Genomic DNA, 22,604 nt, shown 5'->3' with positions numbered 1-22,604 from the left:
GGTTCTGCGGTCGCAGAATGTTGTGCCGGTTCTGTCCCGGGGTGGTGTTTTTGCTTCTTACTTTCGACTCGGTGTAAAGCAGACGCAAAGTCTAGGGTGGCCAGCTTAGCAAGGTGAATAGGGGTGACTACCCCTATTGGTAGATGCATTGCTCAATTTCATGACCGGTTTCGCTGACACGAATACCGCGTGTGCGGCTTGGGAACTTCGCAGGGATCCCTGACTCGAAATCAATTTCAAGTTTTGCTGATAATAGTCGCACCGCATCATCGACTTCATTGGGATCACAGGGAACATCAGCAACAGTTACGAAGAAGAATACCGAGTACTCCGCTTCCTCTTCCGGGCTTAGCTTCTCGCTCGGTGGGATGATCTCTGACAGGAGGAGTTCAAAAGTTGGTTCACTGTGTCCAGCTTGGTATGCCTGTTCAGACGAGAAGTGCACTCTGTTTTTCTCGCGCACTACATCGACGCATCTTTGGTGCCTTGCTTTTGCTTCATCAAGTTGGTCGTACCGACACACGAATTTTGTGAAAAAACACCACGTAGATGTCTCATTCATAAAGTTTCCTTATCTGTACGTCGATTTATTTCGTGGCGTGGTCGTCTCTATCCGGCCACCTGAACTAGAAGCGTGTCCGAGGGTAACGTAGAGGGGAGGATAAATAGATGTAGACAATGTATGTTTCATTGCTCCCCACTTTTCCGGAGGGTCTCCCTCGTTATATCCAATTGCAACTCGTGCTGGCACCATTCCCATCTCAGGTTTGTACAGAAAAGAGATTGACTCCAGCGACAACTATCGGGTCGCCCGCGCCTATTTCAAGCTGAGCATGTTACGGGACAGGTAGCCGAAACCGTAGATATCGAGCGGGCGTTTTTCGAAACGGTGACCATCTCGTCGAGTTCTTTCGGCATTCGCAGGGCTTTGGATTCTGACAGGCTGGCCGCCGAATCGGAATCGATTGCGTGCTCTTTGCGCGTGATCGGCGCTCGAGTAGTAAGGGAAGGATGGGCCGTGACGGAGTTTCGGCACCGCCACATCGATCGTCCGTGACAGGCTCTTGCAGTTGCGGTGGGGCACGCCCTAGAGAATGAGGCGTCGCCGTATTGGGCGTCGTTGGCAGGGTCAGTTTGGACGCAAGAGGATCTAGTTGAGTTGACTTGTCCAATCGGGGGGTCTCGAGCCAGTTGAACTTTCAAATACGTTGCCGGGAGGATAGGCGGCGCATCGGTTATTGCCATGCTCCTTTCGGTGGTGCACCGGAGGACGTCGATAAGCGAGGGGCTCTGCGCGCTACGATTGCGCACATGACTGACTCTTCAATGCGCGTACGTTTTTGCCCGTCACCAACTGGAACCCCGCACGTGGGCATGGTGCGCACGGCACTGTTCAACTGGGCGCAGGCGCGCCACTCCGGCGGCACGTTTGTGTTCCGCATCGAGGACACGGATGCCGCGCGTGACTCGGAGGAGAGCTACCAGGCGATCATCGAGTCGCTGGAGTGGCTGGGCCTGACCTGGGACGAAGGTATCAACGTGGGTGGCCCGCACGAGCCGTACCGCCAGTCCCAGCGCTCCGAGATCTACACGGACGTGCTGAACAAGCTCATCGAGGCCGGCGAGGTCTACCCGGCGTACTCCACCAACGAAGAGGTCCAGGAGCGTCACAAGGCTGCTGGCCGCGACCCGCAGCTGGGCTACGACAACTTCGACCGCGACCTGACGCAGGAACAGATCGACGCGTTCGAGGCGGAAGGCCGCAAGCCGGTGTGGCGCCTGCGCATGCCGGACCAGGATTGGACTTGGAACGACCTGGTGCGCGGCGAGGTGACGTTCAAGTCCGAGACGCAGCCGGACTTCGTGGTCGCTCGCTCCAACGGCGCACCGCTGTACACGCTGGTCAATCCTGTCGACGACGCGCTGATGGGCATCACCCACGTCCTGCGCGGCGAGGACCTGTTGTCGTCCACCCCGCGCCAGATGGCGCTGTACGAGGCGCTCAAGCGCGTCGGCGTCGCAGAGTTCACCCCGGAGTTCGGCCACCTGCCGTTCGTGATGGGCCAGGGCAACAAGAAGCTGTCCAAGCGCGACCCGGAGTCCAACCTGTTCAACCACCGCGACAACGGCATCATCCCGGAAGGCATGATCAACTACCTGGCGCTTTTGGGCTGGTCGCTGTCCGCGGACCAGGACATCTTCAGCGTCGACGAATTTGTCAAGGCCTTCGATGTCAACGACGTGCTGGGCAACCCGGCCCGCTTCGACCAGAAGAAGCTCGAGGCCATCAACGCCGACCACATCCGCCTGCTCGAACCGGAGGACTTCCGCGACCGACTGCGCGCGTACCTGACCGAGCACACCGACTTCCCGGAGGACTACCCGGCGGACAAGTTCGCCATTGCCGCGGACCTGGTGCAAACACGCATCAAGGTGCTGTCCGAGGGCTACAACCTGCTGAAGTTCCTGGTCACCGCCGACGAGGACCTGGAGCTGGACGAGAAGAGCGCGAAGAAGAACCTCAAGGACACCGCCATCGAGCCGCTAGACGCCGGTATCGCCGCGCTGGAAGCGGTGGAGGAGTGGACCACGCCCAACATCGAGGCGGCGTTGAACAAGGCGCTTATCGACGACCTCGGGTTGAAGCCCCGCGTCGCGTTCGGTGCCCTGCGCGTCGGCGCTACCGGCGCTGCAGTCTCCCCGCCGCTGTTCGAGTCTATGGAGCTGCTCGGCCGCGAATCCACGCTGAAGCGTCTGCGCGCGGCACGCGAGGTAACCCCATACCAGGCCGCGGAGTAGTTACAACGCTGTTGTTATAGCGCAATAAAGGCCGCCGCGATTTGTGCGGTGGCCTGCGGATTTGGTTGCTTTAGCTATCCATGGTTATAGTAGTCCACGTTGTTCAGCAGACAGGCGCAACACCGAAAGGGAAAGCGCAGGTCAGACTGGAAAACGATGGCCTATGGTGTAATTGGCAACACAACGGTTTCTGGTACCGTCATTCTAGGTTCGAGTCCTGGTAGGCCAGCTGCAGAGCTTTTTAGTTCTGTGTCCTAATGCCCCGTTCGTCTAGCGGCCTAGGACGTCGCCCTCTCACGGCGGTAACACGGGTTCAAATCCCGTACGGGGTACAACGCAAAACCTCCGATCCAGTTGCTGGGTCGGAGGTTTTTCGCTTCCGGTACTGTGACCGCATGGTGTGGAAGTTGTCGTCGCTGTTCAGCGGTGAAATTCGTCAAAGTGGGTCCAGTCTCATCGATGCGTTCAGTGTTCCAGCTGCGGCGTCGAGCCTGTCTTCTTCGATTCCGCTGCTCGCGGTTCCGGCACTGTTTCTCGCGGTGCTAGGCGGGGGAGTATTCGGTGCGCCGCTGTATGAGGGGATGAGTGGCACCGGGTCGTCGTTAAGCAATGGCTCCAGCAACGTCGCCGACACCTTCCCGGATCCGGACGCGAAGCCCGCGACCCTGAAATCGGTGACGCACATAGAAAACGACGTCTATGAGGTCGTCGTGTACTCGCCCTCCATGGATAGGGAGGTCAAAAACGAGGTGATCCTGCCCGGCGGGCCGGACAACGACGCCCCGCGGCCGACGCTGTATCTGCTGATGGGCGCGGACGGCGCGGCCAACGGCTGGTCCTGGCGCAACTCCTCCGACTACCAGGAGTTCTTCCAGGACAAACTTGTCAATGTGGTCACCCCGATCGGCTCGGTCTCTTCGATGCAGGCCGACTGGTACCGCGAGGACAAGGCGACTGGCCGCAACAAGTGGCTCACGTACTTCACCAAAGAGCTGCCTCCGCTTATCGACGAGCATTTCCACGGCACCGGCATCGACGCGATCGCAGGCATTTCCATGTCGGGCGGGCCCGCCCTAAACATCGCGTCCCTGGAACCGGAGCGGTTCGCCGCCGCGGCCTCGTACTCCGGATGTCCGGCCACCTCCGGCGTGCTCGGTGACACGTACGTGCGCCAGGCCCTGAAGCTCAACGGGGCGGATCCCCGCAAGATGTGGGGGATGTCCTCCGACCCGGCGTGGGCGGCGCACTCGCCCGTGCTGCACCTGGATGCGCTCGAAGGCACAAAGCTGTTTGTCTCCGCGGCGCAGGGAGTGCCCGGTGCCATCGACGACACGAAGACCTCCGCTGAACGCATCGGCCCGCCCGTGGCGATCGAGGCCGCATCATATGCCTGCTCGGAATACTTCGTGGATAGAGCGCAGCGCGCAGGCTTGGACGTGCAGTGGTACCCGCAGGTAGAGGGCACGCACAGCTGGGGCCTGTTTGAGAAGTCCATGCGCAAAAGCTGGGGTGTAATCGGGCCGGCTCTTGACGTGCAACCGTTCGCTAGGGAGACCCCAGTGACGAAGACGCCGCTTCCGGACGAGGCGCCGCAGCCCGTCGGCGGGTCCTCGAGATCGAGTAGCTGACACGTGTTCGGCTACAGTTTCGGGTGTGAAACAACATTTTCGGCGCGGCGTATCTTTGTGCGCCGCAGTCGCCACCGTCAGTCTGCTCGTTGCCCAGCCCGCGCAGGCGGTGGAAGGTGGGGAAGACCTTGGGCTCGTCGACAGGCAAGCACATGCCCCTGCGTTGAGTTCTGCGATCGCCACGATCTTCGGCTCCGGCGGGCTCGGATCCTCGCTCGCGGACGGGTTTGGGCAGCTGCGGCCAGGAACCCCGCCGATTGCGGTGCCGCTCATCCTGCTTGGTGCGATGATGAGCGGCGCGTTGGGCGACCTCCTGTTCGGCCGCTACCTATTCGGCGGCAGCTCCGTGGCCGCCGAAGCGCTCGGCTCCAGCACCGTGATTGACCGAACGTTCCCGGATTCGGACGCGCCGCCCGCGCAGTTCCGGAAACTCGAGCACGTGCAAGACAACGTGTGGGTCCTTACTGTGTACTCGCCGTCCATGGGCCGAGAGGTCGAAAACGAGCTGATCCTGCCCGCCGGTGGACCGGAAAACACGACGCCGCGGCCGACGTACTACCTGCTCGGCGGCGCGGGCGGCGGCGAGAAAACTCCGTGGTGGAAAGACGGCGGCGCCTCCGAGTTCTTCGCGGACAAGCAGATCAACGTGGTCACCCCGCGCGGCTCCGTCGGCTCGCAGCAGGCCGACTGGGCGGATAAGGACCCCAAGCTCGGTGTGTACAAGTGGGCCACCTACTTGACCAAGGAGCTGCCTCCGCTCATCGACGAGCATTTCCACGGCACCGGCCGCGACGCAATCGCGGGGCTATCCATGTCCGGCGGGCCGGCGCTGCACATCGCGGCGATGGAGGACCGCTTCGTCGCCGCCGGCACGTACTCGTCCTGCCCGTCGACCACAGGACTAGTAGGGCAGGCCTTCGCGTACGGCACCGTCAAGCAGTACAAGGGCGACCCGTCGAAAATGTGGGGACGGGCGTGGGACCGCGCCTGGGCGGCGCACTCGCCGGTGCGCAACGTCGAGGACCTCAAGGGCAAGACACTGTTCCTGACCGCCTCGCGCGGATTGCCGTCAAAGTGGGACGTGCCAGTGGAGGACTCGCCGGAGCCGCTGCTCGTGCCGGATGAGCAGCTGGCCTACACCTGCACCCTGCACTTCCTCTCCGAAGCACGGCGCAAGGGGCTGAACCCGGACTGGTACGAGTTCGAGGAAGGCACCCACAACTACGGGCTGTTTCGCCGAGAGCTGGTTGCAAGCTGGGAAACGCTGGGCCCGGCGCTTGGTGTTTCCGGCCTCTGACCAGGCGATTTGTAAGTTTGCGGTAGCGTCCTTTATCTTTAACAAGTCGCAAACAAGCGAGCGCGCCCCGTTCGTCTAGCGGCCTAGGACGTCGCCCTCTCACGGCGGTAACACGGGTTCAAATCCCGTACGGGGTACAAAGCAAAAGCTCCCGATCCGGACTCCGGGTCGGGAGTTTTTGCGTTGGTAGCCTTGGCGGGGTGACTTCCCTGGACTTCTTTGAAATCGACGTCTTCGCCACCGGCGCGTTCACCGGCAACCCGCTCGCCGTCATCTGCGGCGCGGATAATCTCAGCGACGAGCAGATGCAGCAGATTGCGTCGTGGACCAACTTCTCGGAGACGACATTCCTGCTCGAGCCGACGAATCTCGAAGCTGACTACCGGGTGCGCATTTTCACTCCGGTGGAGGAGTACGCTTTCGCCGGCCACCCCACGCTCGGCACGGCGCGCGCGTGGCTGGAGCTCGGCAACACGCCGCGCAACCAGGGCCGCGTGATTCAGGAGTGCGGCGTGGGCAACGTCGAGGTCCGCATCGAAGGCGACTCGCTTGCGTTCGCCACTCCGCCGCTCAAGCGCGACGACCGGCTCTCGGCAGAGGAAAAGGATGAGGTGTGCGACACCTTTGGCGTCGAGAAGCAATTGCTTGTCGACGCCGCCTTCGGCGACAACGGCCCCGGCTGGAAGCTGGCGCTGCTAGATGACCTGGACGCGCTGCGGGTGTTGGAGAAGCCGGCGGATAGCGACCTGAAGGTGGCGTTTGCGGCGCTGACGGGTGGGTCGGATCCGGCCTATGAGCTGCGCGCTTTCACGCCGACGTTCGAGGACCCCGTGACTGGCAGCGCGAACGGTGCGATGGCGCAGTGGCTGCGCGGGAGGGGAGATGTGCCGGCAGAGTACACGGTTTCGCAGGGCACGGCGCTCGGGCGCGACGGACGGGTGGAGATCACCGACGACGGGGAGGACATCTGGGTTGGTGGCCGCGCGCGGGTGCGGGTGCGTGGGACGCTGGACGTCGAGTAGAACGCGCGTTCGAATTGTGGGGTGGCGATGTCGGACGCGCTCGTATCGTGTGAAGCGTTCCCGGCAGAAAGGGGTCTGGCATGACCAATGCTCCCGTCGCGTCCCCGCGACTTATCAAAGCAATCAACACCGCAGCGTGGGCGCACCGTGACCACGTGCGCAAAGGCACCGACATCCCGTACGTCTCCCACGTTGTCGGTGTGATGCACCTCGTCTCCCAGGTCACCGACGACGAGGACGTGCTTATCGCGGCGCTGTTCCACGACATTTTGGAGGACGTGCCCGAAGAGTACAGCCCGCAGCGCATGGCCGAGGAGTTCGGCGACCGGGTGGTGGAGCTGGTGCGCGGAGTAACCAAGGACAGCACGCTTTCCAGCTGGCAGGACCGCTCGGACGCGTACCTGGCGCACCTGCGTGAGGCGGACGACGGCAGCGTGCTCATCTCCGCCGCCGACAAGCTGCACAACCTGCTGTCCATCCACGCGGACCTCGATGCGCTGGGCGACGAGCTGTGGGGCCGCTTCAACTCCGGCAAGGAGCGCCAGCTGTGGTGGTACCGCTCCGTGGCGGACCTGGTGCAGGAACGGCTGCCCGGCAACCTGCTCGGCGAGGAGCTGGCCCGCCAGGTAGAGCGGCTGGAGGCACGCCGCGCATAAGCTGGTGCGCATGGATAATTCGGTGATGAAGGTAGCGGTTATCGGCGCCGGCCCGCGCGGCCTGTGGGCGTCAGAAGAGCTCATGGAACGGGCGCGGGAGCGTGGCGCGGCTATCGACGTGACGGTGTTCGACGCCAAGCCGCTGGAGGAGTCCTCCGCGCCCGGGGCGTTTCGGGATTCGGTGCCGGAGGAGTTCATCCTTAATGCACCGAAGTCGATCGTGGAGACGAAACTCGGCCCGCTCGACCCGAACGATGAGCTTCCCGGCGATTTTCCCAGCCGAAAGCATGTCGGCGAGCACCTGGACAAGTCGTGGCGCGCTCTCGAGAAGAATCTGCCGCCGCGCTGCAGTTTCACCCACCGAGTGGAAAACATCGAGATGGTCGAGCCCACCGACAGCGGGGTAGACGTGCTCGGCGAGCACTTCGACGAGGTGCTCATGGTCACCGGGCATGCGCATGACTGGCCCGGCTCGCTCGCGCATGCGGACCTCGGCGACCTCAAGGTGATTGCTCCCGTCTACCCGGCGTCGAACCTGGACGCGGTGAGCCCGGACGATGTTGCGTTGGTCCGCGGCGCGGCGCTGACGTTTATTGACGTGGTCAAGTACGCCGACGCGAAAGTCTTCTATCCCGTGACCCGGTCGGGCCGCTTCATGGAGGTCAAGGCGTACCTCGAAGGCGAGGCAAAGGAGGCCGCTGAACCGTCTATTGAGGCGGCGTCGCAGAAGATCCTCGAGTGCGAAGGCCTCGACGAGCTAGAAGACATACTCGCGGACTGTGCCACGGAGATCCTCCGCATCGCTGACGGCGACGGCGGGGAAGACGACATCCGGAAGGTGTTGCGCGGCGAAGACTTCACCGGTGACCCAGTGGCGGAGCTCCGCGCATCTGTCGCGGCGGCGCGCGGGGAACGCCCGTGGACGCCGGCCCTTGCGGTGGCGCTGGCTTTCCGCGACACCTACGACGCGGTGATCGACCGCGCCTCCTACGGCGGGCGCCACACCCTGGGCGGGAAGAACTTCGACGCCTTCGTGTCCACGCTGGAGCGCGTCGGCTTCGGCCCGCCGGTGGAGTCCGCGCAGATCATGCTCGAGCTTATCGACGAAGGCCGGATCCGCACCGAGCTCATCGCCCGCGGAGAAGAGGACCTCCGCGACTTGGCCGAGGAGGTTGGCGCGACCGTCGTCATCGACGCGGTGCAGGCGCCGCCCGGGATTGTCGAAGGCACGCTGGTGGGCAACTTGGTGGACGCCGGAATCGGACTGCGCTACGCTGACACGAATGCGCTGCATGTGAAGCCGGACGCCACGCTCGTGGGGCAGGAACACCTCGCCGCGGCTGGCCGCATGAACGAGGGGCTGGTGCTCGGCCACGACACGCTGAAACGCACCAAGCAGCACGGCATTGATCGCTGGGCAGACCGCGTGAGTGCCGCTGCGGCAGAGCGTAAGTAGCGGCTGGTCAAAAACGCAGAACCCGCCACGGCGATCCGGGTGATCGCGGTGGCGGGTTGATTGTTTGGCGCTAGATGTTGAACTGCTTGCGGATGTCCTGGATCCACTGCGGGTGGACGTAGGACAGTGCCGCGAAGATCGCGCCCAGGACCGCGATCAGGATCGCCAACACGGTGAGGATGATGCCGCCGGTGCTGCTGCCGGACACACTGCCCGCGGCGTCCTTGTCAGTGTTTTGATCCTCAGCCGGCTCCTGCGGCTCGGCGTTCTTGGTGGTGACCTCCGGTTCAGCGCCTTTGGTGATGGTGGTCGGCACCTCAACCGTCTCGGTCTTCGTCACGGTTTCCTTCACCGTGGTCGGCATTTCCTTGGTCTTTTCCACCGTCTTGGTTGCAGGCGCGGTCTGCACGGACGTCTCGGTCACCGTGGCGGTGCCGACGGAGGTACTCGTCGTGGTGACCAGCTTCTCGGAGGTCTGCGTCGTGGTCACGACCTCAGGCGCCGGCTTCTCCTCGGTGGTCGGCTTCTGCTCGGTCGACGGCTTGGTGGTCTCTTCCGGCTTCTGCGCGTCCCTCTTCTGCAGCGTGACCTGGTCCACCACGTACGGGGTGTTGATGTTGTAGGTGGTCAGCTTCAGCTCGGTCGGGGAGACGTCGATGCTGGTGTAGTCCGGGTTGTAGTCCTGTCGCCAGCGGGCGGTGGAATCGTGTGCGAGGTCGCGGGCGCGCTCCTCGCGGACGTGCGGGTGCGTCTCGCCAGACTCGTCCTGGAAGTCGTAGTACTTGCCGCCGGTGGCGGTGGTGGAGGTCAGGTAAAGCACCTCGCCGTCCTCCGGGATCAGCACGTCGCCGGACTTGGCGGCGCCTTCCGGGATCACCGGATCGAAGCCGTTCATCAGGTGGGTGCGGGTGTAGATGTGGTCGTGGCCGCTCAGCACCAGGTCCACGCCGGCCTCGGAAAGCTTCGGCGTGAGCTGCTCGCGCAGGCGCACCACGTCGGAGTCGGTGTAGTGGGTGCCCTGGGAGAACGGGGCTTGGTGGATGCCCACCATTATCCAGTCCGCGTCGGCGCCGTTGGAGGCGATTGCGTCGTTGACAAACTTCGCGTGCGCCTCGATGTCCGCAGCGCTGGAGCGGTTGCCGTCGAGGCCGATGAACAGGACGTTGTTGTAGTTGAAGAAGTAGTTGGCGCTGGCGCCGTCTTCGTTGGGCAGGAAGTAGGTGTCCTGGAAATGGCGGTCTGGCGCGTAGGTTTCGTGGTTGCCCTTCAGTACCGCCAGGCGGTACTTCTGCAGGGCCTCCGGAGCGGTGAACTCCTCGAGCTGCTTGACCGGCGCGCCCCAGCCCTCAGCCTGGTCTCCCAGGTGCATGAGGAATGCGGAATCCGGGTGCTCGCCGGTGGCGACGTTGACGGCCTTGTTCCACGCGGCAGACTGCTCGGCGATCTTCGCGTCCACGCCGATCTGCGCGTCGGCCATGGCCAGGAAGTTCCAGGTGTCGGAATCCTCGCCCGTGGTGAAGGTGCGTTCCTCGCTCCAGCCGCGGTCGTCGTTGCCTACGCGGTAGACGTACTCCGTCTCCGGCTCAAGGCCGGTCATCGTCGCTTCGTGCGGGTAGAAGATTGCCGCGTTGTAAGGGCCACGCGGGGACTCGACGCTGGTGACGTCGTCCGGATTGTCTGCCGGCCAGTACTCCAGGTACTGCATCTCGTTGGTCTTGGACTGCCACGCCAGGTTGGCCTCGGTGGCGTCGGAGCCGATGCCGAGCACGATGCGGCTGATCTTGGTGTTGACCGCGTCGTCCTGGGCGGTGGCGTCGACGGCGACGGTCACCGGTGCGAACAGGGAGACAACGACGGTGGTGGCAACAGCGTTGCGGCGCAGAGAACGGTGGGTACGCAGGAGAGTCATGGTTGCCCACTTAAATCACCTGTTTTTAACAGGTGGTTACAAGTAGCAAGACACCTCGGTGAATTGAACATGAATTTCAAGTGACATCGGTCTGCTGTTCTTGCACCAGGTTTACAGCTGGTTAAAAGTTAGCTCCATGAGCTCAAAGTTCCGTGTCAATCGTCGTGTGTTCCTGCAAACTGTCGCAGCGGCAGCAGCCGCAACCGCCATCGGCACCGGCGGCGCCTACGCCGCGCGGCGCGGCACGGTGTCCACTCCGGAAAAACCGACCCCGGCAAGCGAGTGGGACCTGCCGTTCCTCCACGGCGTCGCATCCGGTGACCCGCTGCCGGACCGAGTGGTGCTGTGGACCCGCGTGACTCCGTCGCGCGAGGCGCTGCCGGGCTCAGGCCTGGGAGAGGACGTGGAGCTGGAGTGGCAGATCGACACCTCCGAGGACTTCAAAAACCCGCAGACGGGCACGGTGGCCACCTCGGCGGATTCGGACCACACTGTCCACGTCGACCCGGACGGCTTGGAGCCGGCGACGGAGTACTTCTACCGCTTTATCGTGAAAAACGGCGAGTTTGAGGGCGCGACCTCCCCGGTCGGCCGCACCCTCACGGCGCCTGAGGCTGACGCGAGCGTGGACAACCTCAACCTGGCTATCGCGTCGTGCGCGAACTGGGAGTCCGGCTTTTTCGCCGCGTACGGCGACATGGCACAGCGCGCCCGCGCAGGCGAGATCGACCACGTGGTCTTCCTCGGTGACTACATCTACGAGTACCCGACCGGCGAGTACGTCGGTAAGAGCGGTGTCGCGCGCATGCACCACCCGGAGTGGGAGATCACCACGCTGGAGGATTACCGCCAGCGCCACGGCCGCTACCGCACGGACCTCAACCTGCAGGCCGCGCACGCGGCGTGCCCGTGGATTGTGATCTGGGACGACCATGAGACGGCCAACAACAGCTGGTTTGCAGGCGCGGAGAACCACACCGACGGCCGTGTGGAGGGCGAGTGGCCGGAGCGCTTGAGCGCCGCGGTGCAGGCCTACTTTGAGTGGCTGCCGGTGCGCGCGCAGTCCGCGGGCGAAGAGCAGCTGCTCTACCGCAGCTTCAAGTTCGGCGACTTGGCGCAGCTGACCATGATGGATCTGCGCACCTACCGCGATGAGGAGACCACCGGCGCGAACTTCGCCAACGACGACCGCACGATGCTGGGCAAAAAGCAGTTCGATTGGGTGGCGCAGCAGCTGCAGGAATCCACCGCCCGCTGGGACGTGCTGGGCAACTCGGTGATGGTCTCGCCGATGCGTTTTGTCACCATCGCGGACAACGAGAAGGCCAACATCGCGGCCGGCTACATGAAGGAGCGTGCAACGGGTATCGCGGTGAACTCGGATCAGTGGGACGGCTACGCCGCGGAGCGCGACCGCCTGCTCACCATGTTGGACGAGCAGGAATCGAACGCACTGTTTCTCACCGGCGATATTCACTCGGAGTGGGCGAACTCGATCGCCTCGCCGTCCGGCTTCGGCGAGATCGGCTGCGAGATGGTCACCACCTCCATCTCCGCCCCCAATGTGGACGAGATCCTCACCAGCGCGTTCGGCACGTACCACAAGGAGGACAACTCCACGTCGTTGCTGGTGGAGCAAACAATTCGGGACGCCAACCCGTGGGTCAGTCACATCGATTTTGACGCACACGGCTACGGCGTGGCGAGCATCCACCGCGATTACGTCGACATGCTCTACTACCGTGTCTCGGACGTGGAGGACCCGGACGCTTCCGTCAGCTTGGGTGAGGAACGCCAGTGGCGCATCGGCGAGGGGTTCGTCGAAGCATAATCTGCTTATCGACGACGGCCGCGACATCTGGGTGGGCGGGCTGGTCACCGCGCGCGTGCGCAGCACCATCGAGCTGTAGGGGGCGGCCTACGTCATCATCACCTTGGTCTGGGCGACCGCCTCGTCCATGCGGCTGATCGCGTGGTGCAGCCGGTGGCGCAGCCAGAGGCCGAGGAAGAGGAAAGGCAGCGCGAAGAGGACGAGGATGCCGAGGTCTCGCCAGAAGTCCCAGCCGTAGGTGCCGAAGACCGCGGCGCGCATAGCGCGGATCGAGTAGGTCGCGGGCAGCCAGGGGCTGATCGCCTGCGTCCAGCCCGGCAGCAGCTGCAGCGGGTAGGCGCCGCCCGCCGCCGAGACCTGGAGCACCAGGATGAGCACGCCCACGGCCTTGCCGGCGTTGCTCAGGGAGAGCACCAGCGTGTAGCAGATCAGGTGGAAGACCAGGCTCGAGACCCACCCCGCCACGAAGAGGAGGAAGGGGTGCGCGGGCTCGATGCCCACGTAGACGATGAGCCCCGCCATGAGGAGCGTGGATTGGGCCAGGCCGGTGGTCACGAACGTCAGGTAGCGGCCAAAGTACTTCTGGCCCGCGGTGAGGCGGTCGGGATCGACCACGTTCTGTTCGATGGAGCGGTCGTCCGTGCGCACGGCCACCGACGTCAACAGGGCGCCTACCCACAGGGCGAGCACCGTGTAGAGCGGGGCCATGCCGGCACCGAAGCTGACGCGAGGGAAGACCTCCTTGCGCTCCACCTTGACTGGGTCGACGAGGGCGTCGGCGAGCACCTCCGGGTGGCTGGAGACGAGGTCAGCCAGCTTCGTCAGGTCCCCGCTCGAGCGCGCCTGCGCGATCGACTGCTGCGCCTCCTGCATCCTCGCCGCGTTGGCGCGCAGGGATTCCGCCGTGTCGCGCAGGTCCGCACCGGAGGCTGCGAGGGTGTCGCGCAGCGAGCCGGGCCGGTTGGCCAGGGCAGAGGAGACGCCGTCCATGTCCGAGCGGGCCTTGTCGACGTTCGCGCGGACGTTGTCCAGCGAGCCCGACAGCGCCTCGAGCCGCGGGCGGATCCCGGTGTCGTAGGAATTCTTGGCCGAGTCCATCGCCTCGCGGGCCCGGGCGATCGAGTCCTCGATCTCCTGCCGGTCCGCGTTCTTCCCGTCCCGGCCGCCCTGCCCGGTGGTGAGGCGCGCGGCGGCGTCGTTGAGTCGGTCGCGCACGGCCGTCTGGCGGGCGATAGCGTCGTTGAGGTCGCCGACCACCGCGCGCACCCCCGGTTGGGCGTCGGGGGGAAGCGCCGGGGCGACATGCCCGTTGATGGTGTCGCGCAGCGCCGTGTACTGCTTCACCTGGACATCGATGCGCGCGGCGATGTCCGTCAGGTTCGCGGCGGTGGCCTGGGAGGTGACGGAGGAGTCCGCCAGCAGCTGGTCGACACGGTCGCTCACGGCGGCGAAGCTTACCGACGTCGCCCCCAGCGCCGCCGCAAGCGCCGCGCCGTCTCCGCCGAGGCTCGCCCCGGTGACCCCGAGGTCGACGGGGCGGACCTGCCCGAGGGAGTCGCCCAGCGCCCCGGAGATCCGCTCGGCGCTGTCGACGAGCGGCACGCTCGACTCGGTGAGCGAGGCGAGCGCGTCCACGGTGCTGGCGCTGGAGAGCAGCTGGTCGCGGACGCTGGCGGTGCGCGTCTCGATGGAGTCGAGTGCCTGCTTGGTCTGCGCCTCGTTGAAGAAGTCCGAGGTCGTCTCGATCAACCCGAAGGACACCTCGGCGAGGACTCTAGTAAACGACGCGCTGATCTGGGCGCTGACGCCCTGCGTGCCGCTGGAGATGAGCAGCGGGGAGATGGGGTTCTTCTTCTCGTTGACGTAAAGGTCGATGCGGCTGGGTTCGGCGTTTCCGGCGTAGAAGGTGAACATGTCGTCGCTCAGCGTGGGCGGCAAGACGATGGCGGCGTAGTACTCACCGGACTTCGCGCCCTCGATGGCGTCGTCGGCGTCGGTGATGACCCAGTCCATAGAGTCGTCGCGGTAGAGCTGGGAGAGGACCATGTCGCCGACGTTGACGGCCAGCGGGGTGAGATCGCTCGTGTGGCCGCGGTCGGTGTTGGCTACCGCGACCTCGAGGCGCTCGGTGTTGCCGAATGGGTCCCACGCGGCCAGCACGTTGAACCAGGCGAAGAGGCAGGGGATGGCGATCAGGCCGACCATGACGATGCCCGCCATGACGTTGGTGTAGAGCCGGCGCAGGTCGTTGTAGGCGATGGAGAAGACGGTTCTCACTTGGTGTCCTCGCTTTCGGCGTCCGCGGGCCCGATGGTGACGCTGGTGCCGGCGGAGTCGTGGCGGTGGATCACGGCGTCGCGCAGCTCGGCCTCGCCGAGGCGCGAGACCTGTTCGGCGTCGACGAGGCTCTGCGTGAAGTACTCCACTGCGCCGAGGTAGAGGGTGATCAGCAGCGACCAGGCGACGACGATGGCCAGCATGATCGTCTTGTCGGTGGGCAGGAGCATGGTGAGCAGGGTGATGATGGCGATGCCGACAACGCCCACGACGATCCCGCCGAAGATGAGGGTGCGGTAGTTCTCCCGCAGCATCCGCGCCCGCTTCTCGACGTCACCGCGGAACTCATCCCGGTCCGACAGGGCGGCCATGATGTCGGACGCGCGGTAGGGCGAGCCCATGACCTCCACCTTCTCGTTGGTGATCAGGTTCGTGCGCGCGAGCTGGCGGTTGAACAGGAGGTTGGCGTGCGAGGAGGTGAGTCGGAACAGCCACCCCAGGGCGAAGGCCGCGGCGGACATGGCGAGAAGCGCCGCCATGAAGCGGAGGTAGTGGTGGCCGTAGAACCCGGCGATGGTCTCGCGCATCGCGTCGATGCCGTAGCGGAAGGGGAGGAAGGGGTAGATGTGGCGGAAGAAGTCGGGCATGAGCTCGATGGGGTAGAGGCCCGACGCGCCCGGGATCTGGATGACGACGAGGAAGACGGCGATGCCGCGGCCAATGTGGCCGAGCGCGGAGACGATGGAGTAGATGATCCCCGTGTAGGCGACCCCGATGGCGATTGCGGTGGCGAGAAAGGCCGTGACGGACTGCATCTGCACCCCGTAGGCCACGTTGCCGAGCGTCACCACGACGGCCTGGAGCACCGAGAGCGTGGCGAAGAGGAGGAAGCGGCCGAGGTAGGCCTGGCCGACGGTGAGGCGGCGGAAGCCCTCGGTGTCGACCTCGACGCGGAAGATGATCGTTAGCACGAACGCGCCGATCCACAGGGCCAGGTTGGTGAAGAAGGAGGCCATGGAGCTGCCGTAGTTCTCCGTGGGGAAGACGTCCTGCTGCTCGACGGTGACGGGCGAGGAGATGTACTCGCCGATCTTCGCGGAGTTGAGGTTCGTGACAGTGTTGAGGGCCTTCGAGTCGGAGGTGGCCAGGAGGGCGTTGATGTCGGACTGGGCGGAGCGGGCGCCGTCGGCAAGCGTGCCGAGGTTGCCCGAGACCTCGTCGAGGATGCCGAGGCTGGCCGCGAGCTGGTTGTCCACCCCGGCGAGCAGGGAGGTCGTTTCCTCGCGCAGGGCACGCTGGCTGCTCAGCGCGCCGCGTACGGAGGCGACGCTGCCGGAGGCCTGCGCGAGCGAGGCGTTGATCGCGGGCACGGACTCGCCGAGCTGCGTGCTCGCGTCGCGCGCTGCGGCGTTGGAGTTGGCGGTTGCGGCCTCGAGGGAGTCGCCGAGCTCGCCTATCGACGCCAGCGCGGCGCCGGCGCTGCGGTCCACGTTGTTCAGGCCGTCGAGGACGGCGCGGGAGGCGGCGGTACGCTCCTCCAGCGCGCTGGCCGCGGCGTCGAGCTGAGCGCGGACCTCGGGCGATAGGGCCGCCCCGGCCGACATGGCGCGCAGCTGCGCGGCGGCGGATTCGCCCTGCTTGACCACGCCGTCGACCTCGCCGACGGCGGAGCGCACCCGCCCCTGGGCGGTGCCGAGCTGGCCCGTCGCCTCCGCGATGGAGGCGTTGGCGGAGGCGGCGCCGAGGCTGAGCGCGTTGGTGGACTCGACGAGCGCGGTCGATGTGTCGGCGCTGAAACCGGCGGAGGACTTCTGCAGCTCGGCGATGATCCCCTCGGCCTCGGCGAGGGAGGAGTCCACGGACCGGAGGGTGTCGTCGACGGAGCCGACGAGGGTGCTCAGCTCGGCGACGACCGGGCGCGCCCCGCTGATGCTCTGCTTCATCGTGGCCACCCGCCCCTGGGCGGCGTCGAGGTCGGCGGCGATCTGGCCGAAGCTCCCGGAGGCCTTGCCTCGGGCCTCCTCGGCGTTAGCGCGCGTCGCGAATCCTTTGTTGCGCAGCTCGGTCGCCGCGGCCTCGCCGACCTTCTTCTTGAAGGCCTCGGACACGGCCGTGTCGACGGCGGAGGCGCCGGCGTCGGTGATCGAGGGGGCGACGCCGTTGCTCTTCTCGTTGACGTAGTACTCCAGCACCGGCTGCGTGTAGGTGCCGCTGACCAGGCTCAGCAGGTCCTCGCTGAACTCGGGAGGGATGAGGAACATGGCGTAGTAGTCGCCGCGCATGAGCCCGTCGCGGGCCTCGTCCTCGGGGAGGAAGACCCACCCGATCTTGTCGTTGCCCTTGAGCTGCTCGGTGATCTGCTCGCCGACGTCGACCTCGCCGACGCGTTCGGCGGAGGCGCCACGGTCGTTGTTGACCACCGCGATGCGGATGCTCTGGGTGTGGGCGTAGGGGTCCCAGAAGGCGTTGATGTTGAACCACGCGTAGAGCGCGGGGATGATGAGCACGCCGACGATGATGATGAAGGCCCGGGGAACGCGCAGTAGGCGACGAATGTCCCGTACAAGAATCTGCCCGCTCTTTCTCACGTGGCGAGCGTACCCTCCAACAGAGCGTTAAGGGAAACGCCCCGCGGCGGCCCGCCGGCCCGAAACGCAAAAGCTGGCGTTCATGCTTTTCGAATTATCCCTGGGCCTGCCCGCCGCCGTGGGCGGCACGCCCCTCGTTTCCTTTCCCGAGCTCGGCGGCGGGAACGCCCGGGTCTGGGCCTAACTGCGACGGAAGATCCGCTTCCCCGGCAGTGTGGCGGCGGGAGACCTCGTCGCGCTCCCGAACACCGCTGGGTACTTCATGCACATCCTGGAGAGCGCGTCGCAGCAGATCCCGCTGGCGAAGAACGTGGTGTGGCCCGCGGGGCGCTTGGACGACATCGACGTTCGCTGAGGCCCGTTGGCGCCCCCAGTACCAGGCCGGAGCTCGGCTAGAGCTCGGCGCTCAGTCGAGCGGTGGCGTCCTTGAGCGCGGCGCCCCACTTGGCTGCGGGGCTCGGTCCGAGCCGCTCGGCCGGGCCCGAGACGGACAGCACGGCGGCGACGCGGCGGTCTGGCCCGAACACCGGCGCGGATACCGAGGCGAGCCCGACCTCGCGCTCGGCGACGGATTCCGCGAGCCCCGTGTCGGTGACGGTGGCGAGCTCGTCGGCTGGAAAGGCGGTGGCGTCGATAAGCGAATAGGCGGCGAAGACGCGGGCGGCGGAGCCGGCGGTGAGCGTCAGGTGGGAGCCGACAGGGACTACGTTGTGCAGGCCGCTTTCAGGTTCCTCGGCGGCGATGCAGGTGCGCGTGGTCCCGGTGAGCTGGTAGAGCTGGGCGGATTCGCCGGTGGTCTCGACGAGGTCGCGCAGCACCGGGGCTGCGGCCGCGAGCAGCTTCGGCGACGGCCCGCCGGTGTAGCTGGGCAGCGCGGGCCCGAGCGACCATTCGCCGCGTTCGTTGCGGGCGAGCACATGGTGCACCTCGAGGGCTGTGGCGATGCGGTGTGCGGTGGCCCGGGGCAGCTCGGTGGCGTCGCTGAGCTCTGCGAGCGATTTGTCGCCGCTGGCCACCGCGGCCACGATTGCCACTGCGCGGTCGAGCACTTTGATGCCTGATCCTTCGTTATACTGTCTCACAGTTCGAATCCTACCATCTCATTATGTGGGAAGGCGGGGAGGAAACGCGAAGGAGTTTGCTATGGCGGATAGACCGTTAACGTTGGCAGAGAAGGTGTGGCGCGACCACGTGGTCAAGCAGGGCGAAAACGGCGAGCCCGACCTCATCTTCATCGATTTCCAACTCCTGCACGAGGTCACCTCGCCGCAGGCGTTCGAGGGGCTGCGCTTGGCCGGGCGCACCATGCGCCACCCGGAGCTGCACCTGGCTACCGAGGACCACAACGTGCCCACCGAGGGGATCGTCTCCGGCCAGCTCCTCGAGATCGCGGAGCCGACCTCGCGGACCCAGGTTGCCACGCTGCGCGAGAACTGCGAGGAGTTCGGCGTGACGCTGCACCCGATGGGCGATGTCAAGCAGGGCATTGTGCACACCGTCGGCCCGCAGCTGGGCATCACCCAGCCGGGCATGACTATCGTCTGCGGTGACTCGCACACCTCCACCCACGGCGCGTTCGGATCGATTGCCATGGGCATCGGCACCTCCGAGGTGGAGCACGTCATGGCCACCCAGACCCTGCCACTGAAACCCTTTAAGACCATGGCCATCGAGGTCACCGGCGAGCTGCAGGAAGGCGTCACCGCGAAGGACCTGATCTTGGCGATCATCGCAAAGATCGGCACCGGCGGCGGCCAGGGCCACATCATCGAGTACCGCGGCGAGGCCATCGAGAAAATGTCCATGGAAGCGCGCATGACCATCTGCAACATGTCCATCGAGGCAGGCGCGCGCGCCGGCATGGTCGCGCCCGACCAGAAGACCTTCGATTACGTCGAAGGCCGCGAGTACGCGCCAACGGGCGCCGACTGGGACGCGGCAGTGGAGTACTGGAAGACGCTGCCCACCGACGAGGGCGCGACGTTCGACTCCGTGGTGGAGATCGACGGCGCGTCGCTTACCCCGTTTGTCACCTGGGGTACCAACCCCGGCCAGGGGCTGCCGCTGGGCGAAAACGTGCCGGACCCGGAGGACTTCACCGACGAAACCTCCAAGCAGGCCGCCGCCAAGGCACTAAACTACATGGACCTGACCCCGGGCACGCCGCTGCGCGACATCGCCATCGACACCGTGTTCCTCGGCTCGTGCACCAACGCCCGCATCGAGGACCTGCGCGCCGCCGCCGAGGTGGTCAAGGGCCGCACCATCGCAGAGCACACCCGCATGTTGGTGGTGCCCAGCTCCACGCTGGTCAAACAGCAGGCGGAAGAGGAAGGCCTGGATAAGATCTTCACGGACTTCGGCGCCGAGTGGCGCACTGCCGGGTGTTCGATGTGCCTGGGCATGAACCCGGATCAGCTGCAACCGGGGGAGCGGAGTGCGTCGACAAGCAACCGCAACTTCGAAGGCCGCCAGGGCCCCGGCGGGCGCACCCACCTTGTCTCCCCGCTGGTCGCCGCAGCGACCGCTGTCACCGGCCACCTTGCTAGCCCCGCAGACCTGTAAAGGAGCACTCAGATGGAGAAATTCACCACCCACACCGGTGTCGCTGTGCCGCTGACGCGCTCGAACGTGGACACCGACCAGATCATTCCTGCGCGCTACCTCAAGCGCGTCTCCCGCACCGGCTTCGAAGACGGCCTGTTTTCCAACTGGCGCGAAAGTGAACCCGGATTCGTGCTCAACCAGGACGCCTACAAGTCCGGCTCCGTGCTGTTCGCCGGGCCCGACTTCGGCACCGGCTCCTCTCGCGAGCACGCCGTGTGGGCGCTGATGGACTACGGCTTCCGCGTCGTGTTCAGCCCGCGCTTCGCCGACATCTTCCGCGGCAACTCCGGCAAGGCCGGGCTGTTGGCCGCGAACCTGCCGGAAAGCGACATCGAGCTGATCTGGAAGCACCTGGAGCAGCACCCGGGCGAGACCGCCACCGTGTCGCTGGAAGACCGCACGGTCACCGTCGGCGACAACACGTTCGTCTTCGAGGTGGACGACTACACCCGCTGGCGCCTCATGGAAGGCCTCGACGACATCGGGCTGACGCTGCGCGACGAAGACGCCATCGAGGCCTTCGAAGCGAAACGGCCGGCGTTCAAGCCGGCCGTGCGTTAAGCGCTAGTCCTGCGCCGCTTCCTCGTCGAGGCGCTGGGTGACCTCCGGCGCGAACTCGGTGAGGAAGTCGCGCGAGGCGGCCACCACGCCCTGGATGCCGGTGAGGATGTGGGACTCGAACTGGTTGTCCGTGTACTCCCAGTGGCCGGGGAGGCTGTAGGCCACGCCCAGGGCGGTGATGCCGCGCTCCTCGTCCTTGAGCGCGGTGACGGTGGGGTAGGCCTTGGTGTAGTTGTACTGCTCGGCCCAGTTGCGGATGTCCTCGTAGCGGTCCGCGCCGATGGAATCCACCGCGACCGAGGAGATCACGTTGATGTTCGGCGCGATGTGCGCGATTTCCAGGCCGATGCGGGCGAAGCCGGTGCGGATGGCAAACTCGCTCGCCTCGTCGTACTGCCAGCCCTGCTTGGCAAAGACGTCCTTGACGCGCTGGATGGACAGGGGCTTCAAAGTGTCGTTGCTCATTGGTGTTACGCCTCCTTAGCGCCGTCGTTGAAGGATTCTTCGCGGCCCGGGAAGGTCGCGCGCAGTTCGCCGGCCACGTGGTGGATGGCGGAGAAGAAGTACTCGCACATCTCGCGCAGCTGGGTGTCCGCGAAGCCGTCGCCGGAGAAGAACGGCGCCTCCATGATCGCGATGGCGGTGCCATCTTCGCGCTTCACCGGGTGCACGCGCACCAGCGGCAGGGTGCGGTTTGTCACATTCGCGAACTCGCGAAGCTTCTCGACGTCCTCCGGTGCATCCACAACCGCCATCCACCTGGACGTGGCCTTAAAGCCCTCGCGTTCGACCTCGAAGAAGACCACCAGGCCGGGAAACGCGGTGCGGACCTCGCCGCCGTCTTCGCGGAAGTACTTCAGATCCATGCCTTCCAGGGTGGAGGCGATGCGTTCCTGCGTCACCGGCGGGAATGCGGTGGGGGTGGGGGGAGTCATGTGAAAAATCCGTTCCTTTCTTTTCAGCTACAGCACGGGCAGTGCGGACGGGACGTAGTCGGCTCCGGTGAGCTGGCCGCCGTGGAAGCTCAACACCCACACGGAGCCCTTCTTCGCGCGGATCTCCTTGTCGATGGGAAGGGTGCCCTGCGCAGACAGCCAGGCGATCATGCCGGGGATGACATCGCCCTGGGCGCAGACCACGGAGGTGCCGCCCTGCTCGATCACCTCCGTGAACGCGCGCTGCGCGCCGACCATGTCGGACAGCCACGCCTCGTCGCCGAAGCGCTCGTCTACGGCGACGTCGATGCCCAGCTCGTCCGCAAGCGGGGCGACGGTGGTCTGGCAGCGCTCGGGCGCGGCGGAGTAGATCCGCTCAGGTGCAAACGCGCTGAGCAGCGGGACCAGCATCTCGGACTGGCGGCGGCCCTTCTTGTCCAGCGGGCGGTAGTTGTCGTCGCCCGACCACTTCTCGCGGTCGTGCGCGCGGGCGTGGCGCACATACAGCACGCGCGCGTCCGCCGGGGTGCCGAAGCGCTTCTGCGCCTTGCGCAGCACCTGGCGGTCTAAGTCGTAGGTCATCAGCTCGCAGGCATCGTCGATAGGCAGCCAGCGGATCTCGTCCACCTCGTCGTTAGGTTCGAACTCGCCGCCGATGACCTCGCCTGTCCAGTAGTAGACCACCTTTGTGGTCTTCTTCACCGGGTAGACGGTCTTGCCCAGAAGCTTGCCCAGGCGCACGTCGAAGCCGGTTTCTTCCTTGATCTCGCGCACCGCGGTCTGCACCAGGGACTCGTCCGGGTCCAGCTTGCCCTTGGCCAAAGACCAGTCGTCGTAGTGCGGGCGGTGGATGCACGCCACCTCCAGCGAGTCAGGGTTTTTCAGGTCGCCGCGCCACAGCACCGCGCCGGCGGCAAGCGTGGTGCGCTTGAACTCGCTTTGCGGATGGTTGGGGATTTCCTGCAGGCGCCCGGTGAGGAACATCTCGCCGCGCGTGTCCTTGTCCTGCTCGTGCAGTTGGCGGTCGTCATTTGGCAT

The 22,604-nt window shown here is 65.4% G+C and carries 18 protein-coding genes, 3 tRNA genes and 1 pseudogene; 14 read left to right on the top strand and 8 right to left on the bottom strand.

Features of this window, described 5'->3' with window-relative positions; all coding sequences use genetic code 11:
- Positions 1-133: 133 nt before the first annotated feature.
- Complete coding sequence (locus HMPREF3151_RS11670; RefSeq protein ID WP_083290308.1) at positions 134-562, bottom strand: hypothetical protein; 429 nt, start codon at positions 560-562, stop codon at positions 134-136.
- Between the two features lie 749 nt (positions 563-1,311).
- On the opposite strand from HMPREF3151_RS11670, the gene gltX reads away from it, so the two are divergent.
- The 9 genes from gltX (at position 1,312) to HMPREF3151_RS10365 (ending at position 8,858) form a co-directional block, all read left to right on the top strand.
- A complete protein-coding gene (gene gltX / locus HMPREF3151_RS10405; protein WP_070475638.1) occupies positions 1,312-2,799 on the top strand; it encodes a glutamate--tRNA ligase in 1,488 nt (495 codons plus the stop codon).
- Between the two features lie 157 nt (positions 2,800-2,956).
- Positions 2,957-3,028: transfer RNA gene (locus HMPREF3151_RS10400), tRNA-Gln, on the top strand.
- 30 nt (positions 3,029-3,058) lie between these two features.
- Positions 3,059-3,131: transfer RNA gene (locus tag HMPREF3151_RS10395), tRNA-Glu, on the top strand.
- A 63-nt stretch (positions 3,132-3,194) separates the two neighbouring features.
- Complete coding sequence (locus HMPREF3151_RS10390; protein ID WP_083290307.1) at positions 3,195-4,427, top strand: alpha/beta hydrolase; 1,233 nt, start codon at positions 3,195-3,197, stop codon at positions 4,425-4,427.
- A gap of 25 nt (positions 4,428-4,452) precedes the next feature.
- Positions 4,453-5,724, top strand: a complete 1,272-nt coding sequence (locus HMPREF3151_RS10385; protein ID WP_246815258.1) for an alpha/beta hydrolase — start codon at positions 4,453-4,455, stop codon at positions 5,722-5,724.
- Positions 5,725-5,788: 64 nt separating this feature from the next.
- Positions 5,789-5,861 (top strand) — tRNA-Glu (locus HMPREF3151_RS10380).
- Positions 5,862-5,924: 63 nt separating this feature from the next.
- Positions 5,925-6,746 carry a PhzF family phenazine biosynthesis protein gene (locus HMPREF3151_RS10375; RefSeq protein WP_246815257.1) on the top strand — a complete coding sequence of 274 codons (822 nt, stop codon included), beginning with the start codon at positions 5,925-5,927 and terminating at the stop codon, positions 6,744-6,746.
- Between the two features lie 80 nt (positions 6,747-6,826).
- Positions 6,827-7,402, top strand: a complete 576-nt coding sequence (locus HMPREF3151_RS10370; RefSeq protein WP_070475632.1) for an HD domain-containing protein — start codon at positions 6,827-6,829, stop codon at positions 7,400-7,402.
- Between the two features lie 10 nt (positions 7,403-7,412).
- Positions 7,413-8,858 carry an FAD/NAD(P)-binding protein gene (locus tag HMPREF3151_RS10365; protein WP_070475629.1) on the top strand — a complete coding sequence of 482 codons (1,446 nt, stop codon included), beginning with the start codon at positions 7,413-7,415 and terminating at the stop codon, positions 8,856-8,858.
- A gap of 70 nt (positions 8,859-8,928) precedes the next feature.
- On the opposite strand, the gene HMPREF3151_RS10360 is transcribed toward HMPREF3151_RS10365, so the two are convergent.
- A complete protein-coding gene (locus tag HMPREF3151_RS10360; protein WP_070475626.1) occupies positions 8,929-10,767 on the bottom strand; it encodes a purple acid phosphatase family protein in 1,839 nt (612 codons plus the stop codon).
- Positions 10,768-10,903: 136 nt separating this feature from the next.
- Between HMPREF3151_RS10360 and HMPREF3151_RS10355 the strand changes: the two genes are divergently transcribed.
- Together HMPREF3151_RS10355 and HMPREF3151_RS12240 are read left to right on the top strand one after the other, a co-directional pair.
- A complete protein-coding gene (locus tag HMPREF3151_RS10355) occupies positions 10,904-12,598 on the top strand; it encodes an alkaline phosphatase D family protein (RefSeq protein WP_070475623.1) in 1,695 nt (564 codons plus the stop codon).
- Positions 12,552-12,677, top strand: a complete 126-nt coding sequence (locus HMPREF3151_RS12240) for a hypothetical protein (RefSeq protein WP_256365535.1) — start codon at positions 12,552-12,554, stop codon at positions 12,675-12,677. The genes HMPREF3151_RS10355 and HMPREF3151_RS12240 overlap by 47 nt, the downstream gene beginning before the upstream one ends.
- Positions 12,678-12,685: 8 nt before the next feature.
- Here HMPREF3151_RS12240 and HMPREF3151_RS10350 read toward each other — a convergent pair whose 3' ends face one another.
- Positions 12,686-14,875, bottom strand: a complete 2,190-nt coding sequence (locus HMPREF3151_RS10350; protein WP_070475621.1) for a YhgE/Pip domain-containing protein — start codon at positions 14,873-14,875, stop codon at positions 12,686-12,688.
- Entirely contained in the window at positions 14,872-17,463 is a 2,592-nt protein-coding gene (locus HMPREF3151_RS10345; RefSeq protein ID WP_083290306.1) for a YhgE/Pip domain-containing protein, read from the bottom strand. Before HMPREF3151_RS10345 ends, HMPREF3151_RS10350 begins: the two co-directional genes overlap by 4 nt.
- A 184-nt stretch (positions 17,464-17,647) precedes the next feature.
- Here HMPREF3151_RS10345 and HMPREF3151_RS11875 point away from each other — a divergent pair.
- Positions 17,648-17,818, top strand: a pseudogene (locus HMPREF3151_RS11875) (Y4yA family PLP-dependent enzyme); the annotation flags it as partial.
- Between the two features lie 37 nt (positions 17,819-17,855).
- On the opposite strand, the gene HMPREF3151_RS10340 reads toward HMPREF3151_RS11875, so the two are convergent.
- Positions 17,856-18,512, bottom strand: coding sequence for an IclR family transcriptional regulator (locus tag HMPREF3151_RS10340; RefSeq protein WP_246815256.1), 657 nt, complete (start codon positions 18,510-18,512; stop codon positions 17,856-17,858).
- A 94-nt stretch (positions 18,513-18,606) separates the two neighbouring features.
- Here HMPREF3151_RS10340 and leuC point away from each other — a divergent pair, with 94 nt between their 5' ends.
- The gene (gene leuC, locus HMPREF3151_RS10335) at positions 18,607-20,028 is read left to right on the top strand and encodes a 3-isopropylmalate dehydratase large subunit (protein ID WP_070475616.1); all 1,422 of its coding nucleotides are present in this window, start codon (positions 18,607-18,609) and stop codon (positions 20,026-20,028) included.
- A gap of 12 nt (positions 20,029-20,040) precedes the next feature.
- On the top strand, positions 20,041-20,631 hold the full coding sequence (gene leuD / locus HMPREF3151_RS10330; RefSeq protein WP_070475613.1) for a 3-isopropylmalate dehydratase small subunit: 591 nt from the start codon (positions 20,041-20,043) through the stop codon (positions 20,629-20,631).
- A gap of 3 nt (positions 20,632-20,634) precedes the next feature.
- Here leuD and HMPREF3151_RS10325 read toward each other — a convergent pair whose 3' ends face one another.
- The 3 genes from HMPREF3151_RS10325 to HMPREF3151_RS10315 are packed head-to-tail and all read right to left on the bottom strand — an operon-like array spanning position 20,635 to position 22,604.
- Positions 20,635-21,096: a hypothetical protein gene (locus HMPREF3151_RS10325; protein WP_070475610.1), complete on the bottom strand. Its 462-nt coding sequence runs from the start codon at positions 21,094-21,096 to the stop codon at positions 20,635-20,637.
- A gap of 5 nt (positions 21,097-21,101) precedes the next feature.
- A complete protein-coding gene (locus HMPREF3151_RS10320; protein WP_070475607.1) occupies positions 21,102-21,566 on the bottom strand; it encodes a YbjN domain-containing protein in 465 nt (154 codons plus the stop codon).
- Between the two features lie 27 nt (positions 21,567-21,593).
- A complete protein-coding gene (locus tag HMPREF3151_RS10315) occupies positions 21,594-22,604 on the bottom strand; it encodes an NUDIX hydrolase (protein ID WP_070475604.1) in 1,011 nt (336 codons plus the stop codon).

It is taken from the genome of Corynebacterium sp. HMSC05H05 (genome assembly GCF_001807265.1).
GTDB lineage: Bacteria > Actinomycetota > Actinomycetes > Mycobacteriales > Mycobacteriaceae > Corynebacterium.
This window is presented reverse-complemented; position numbering and strand designations above follow the sequence as displayed.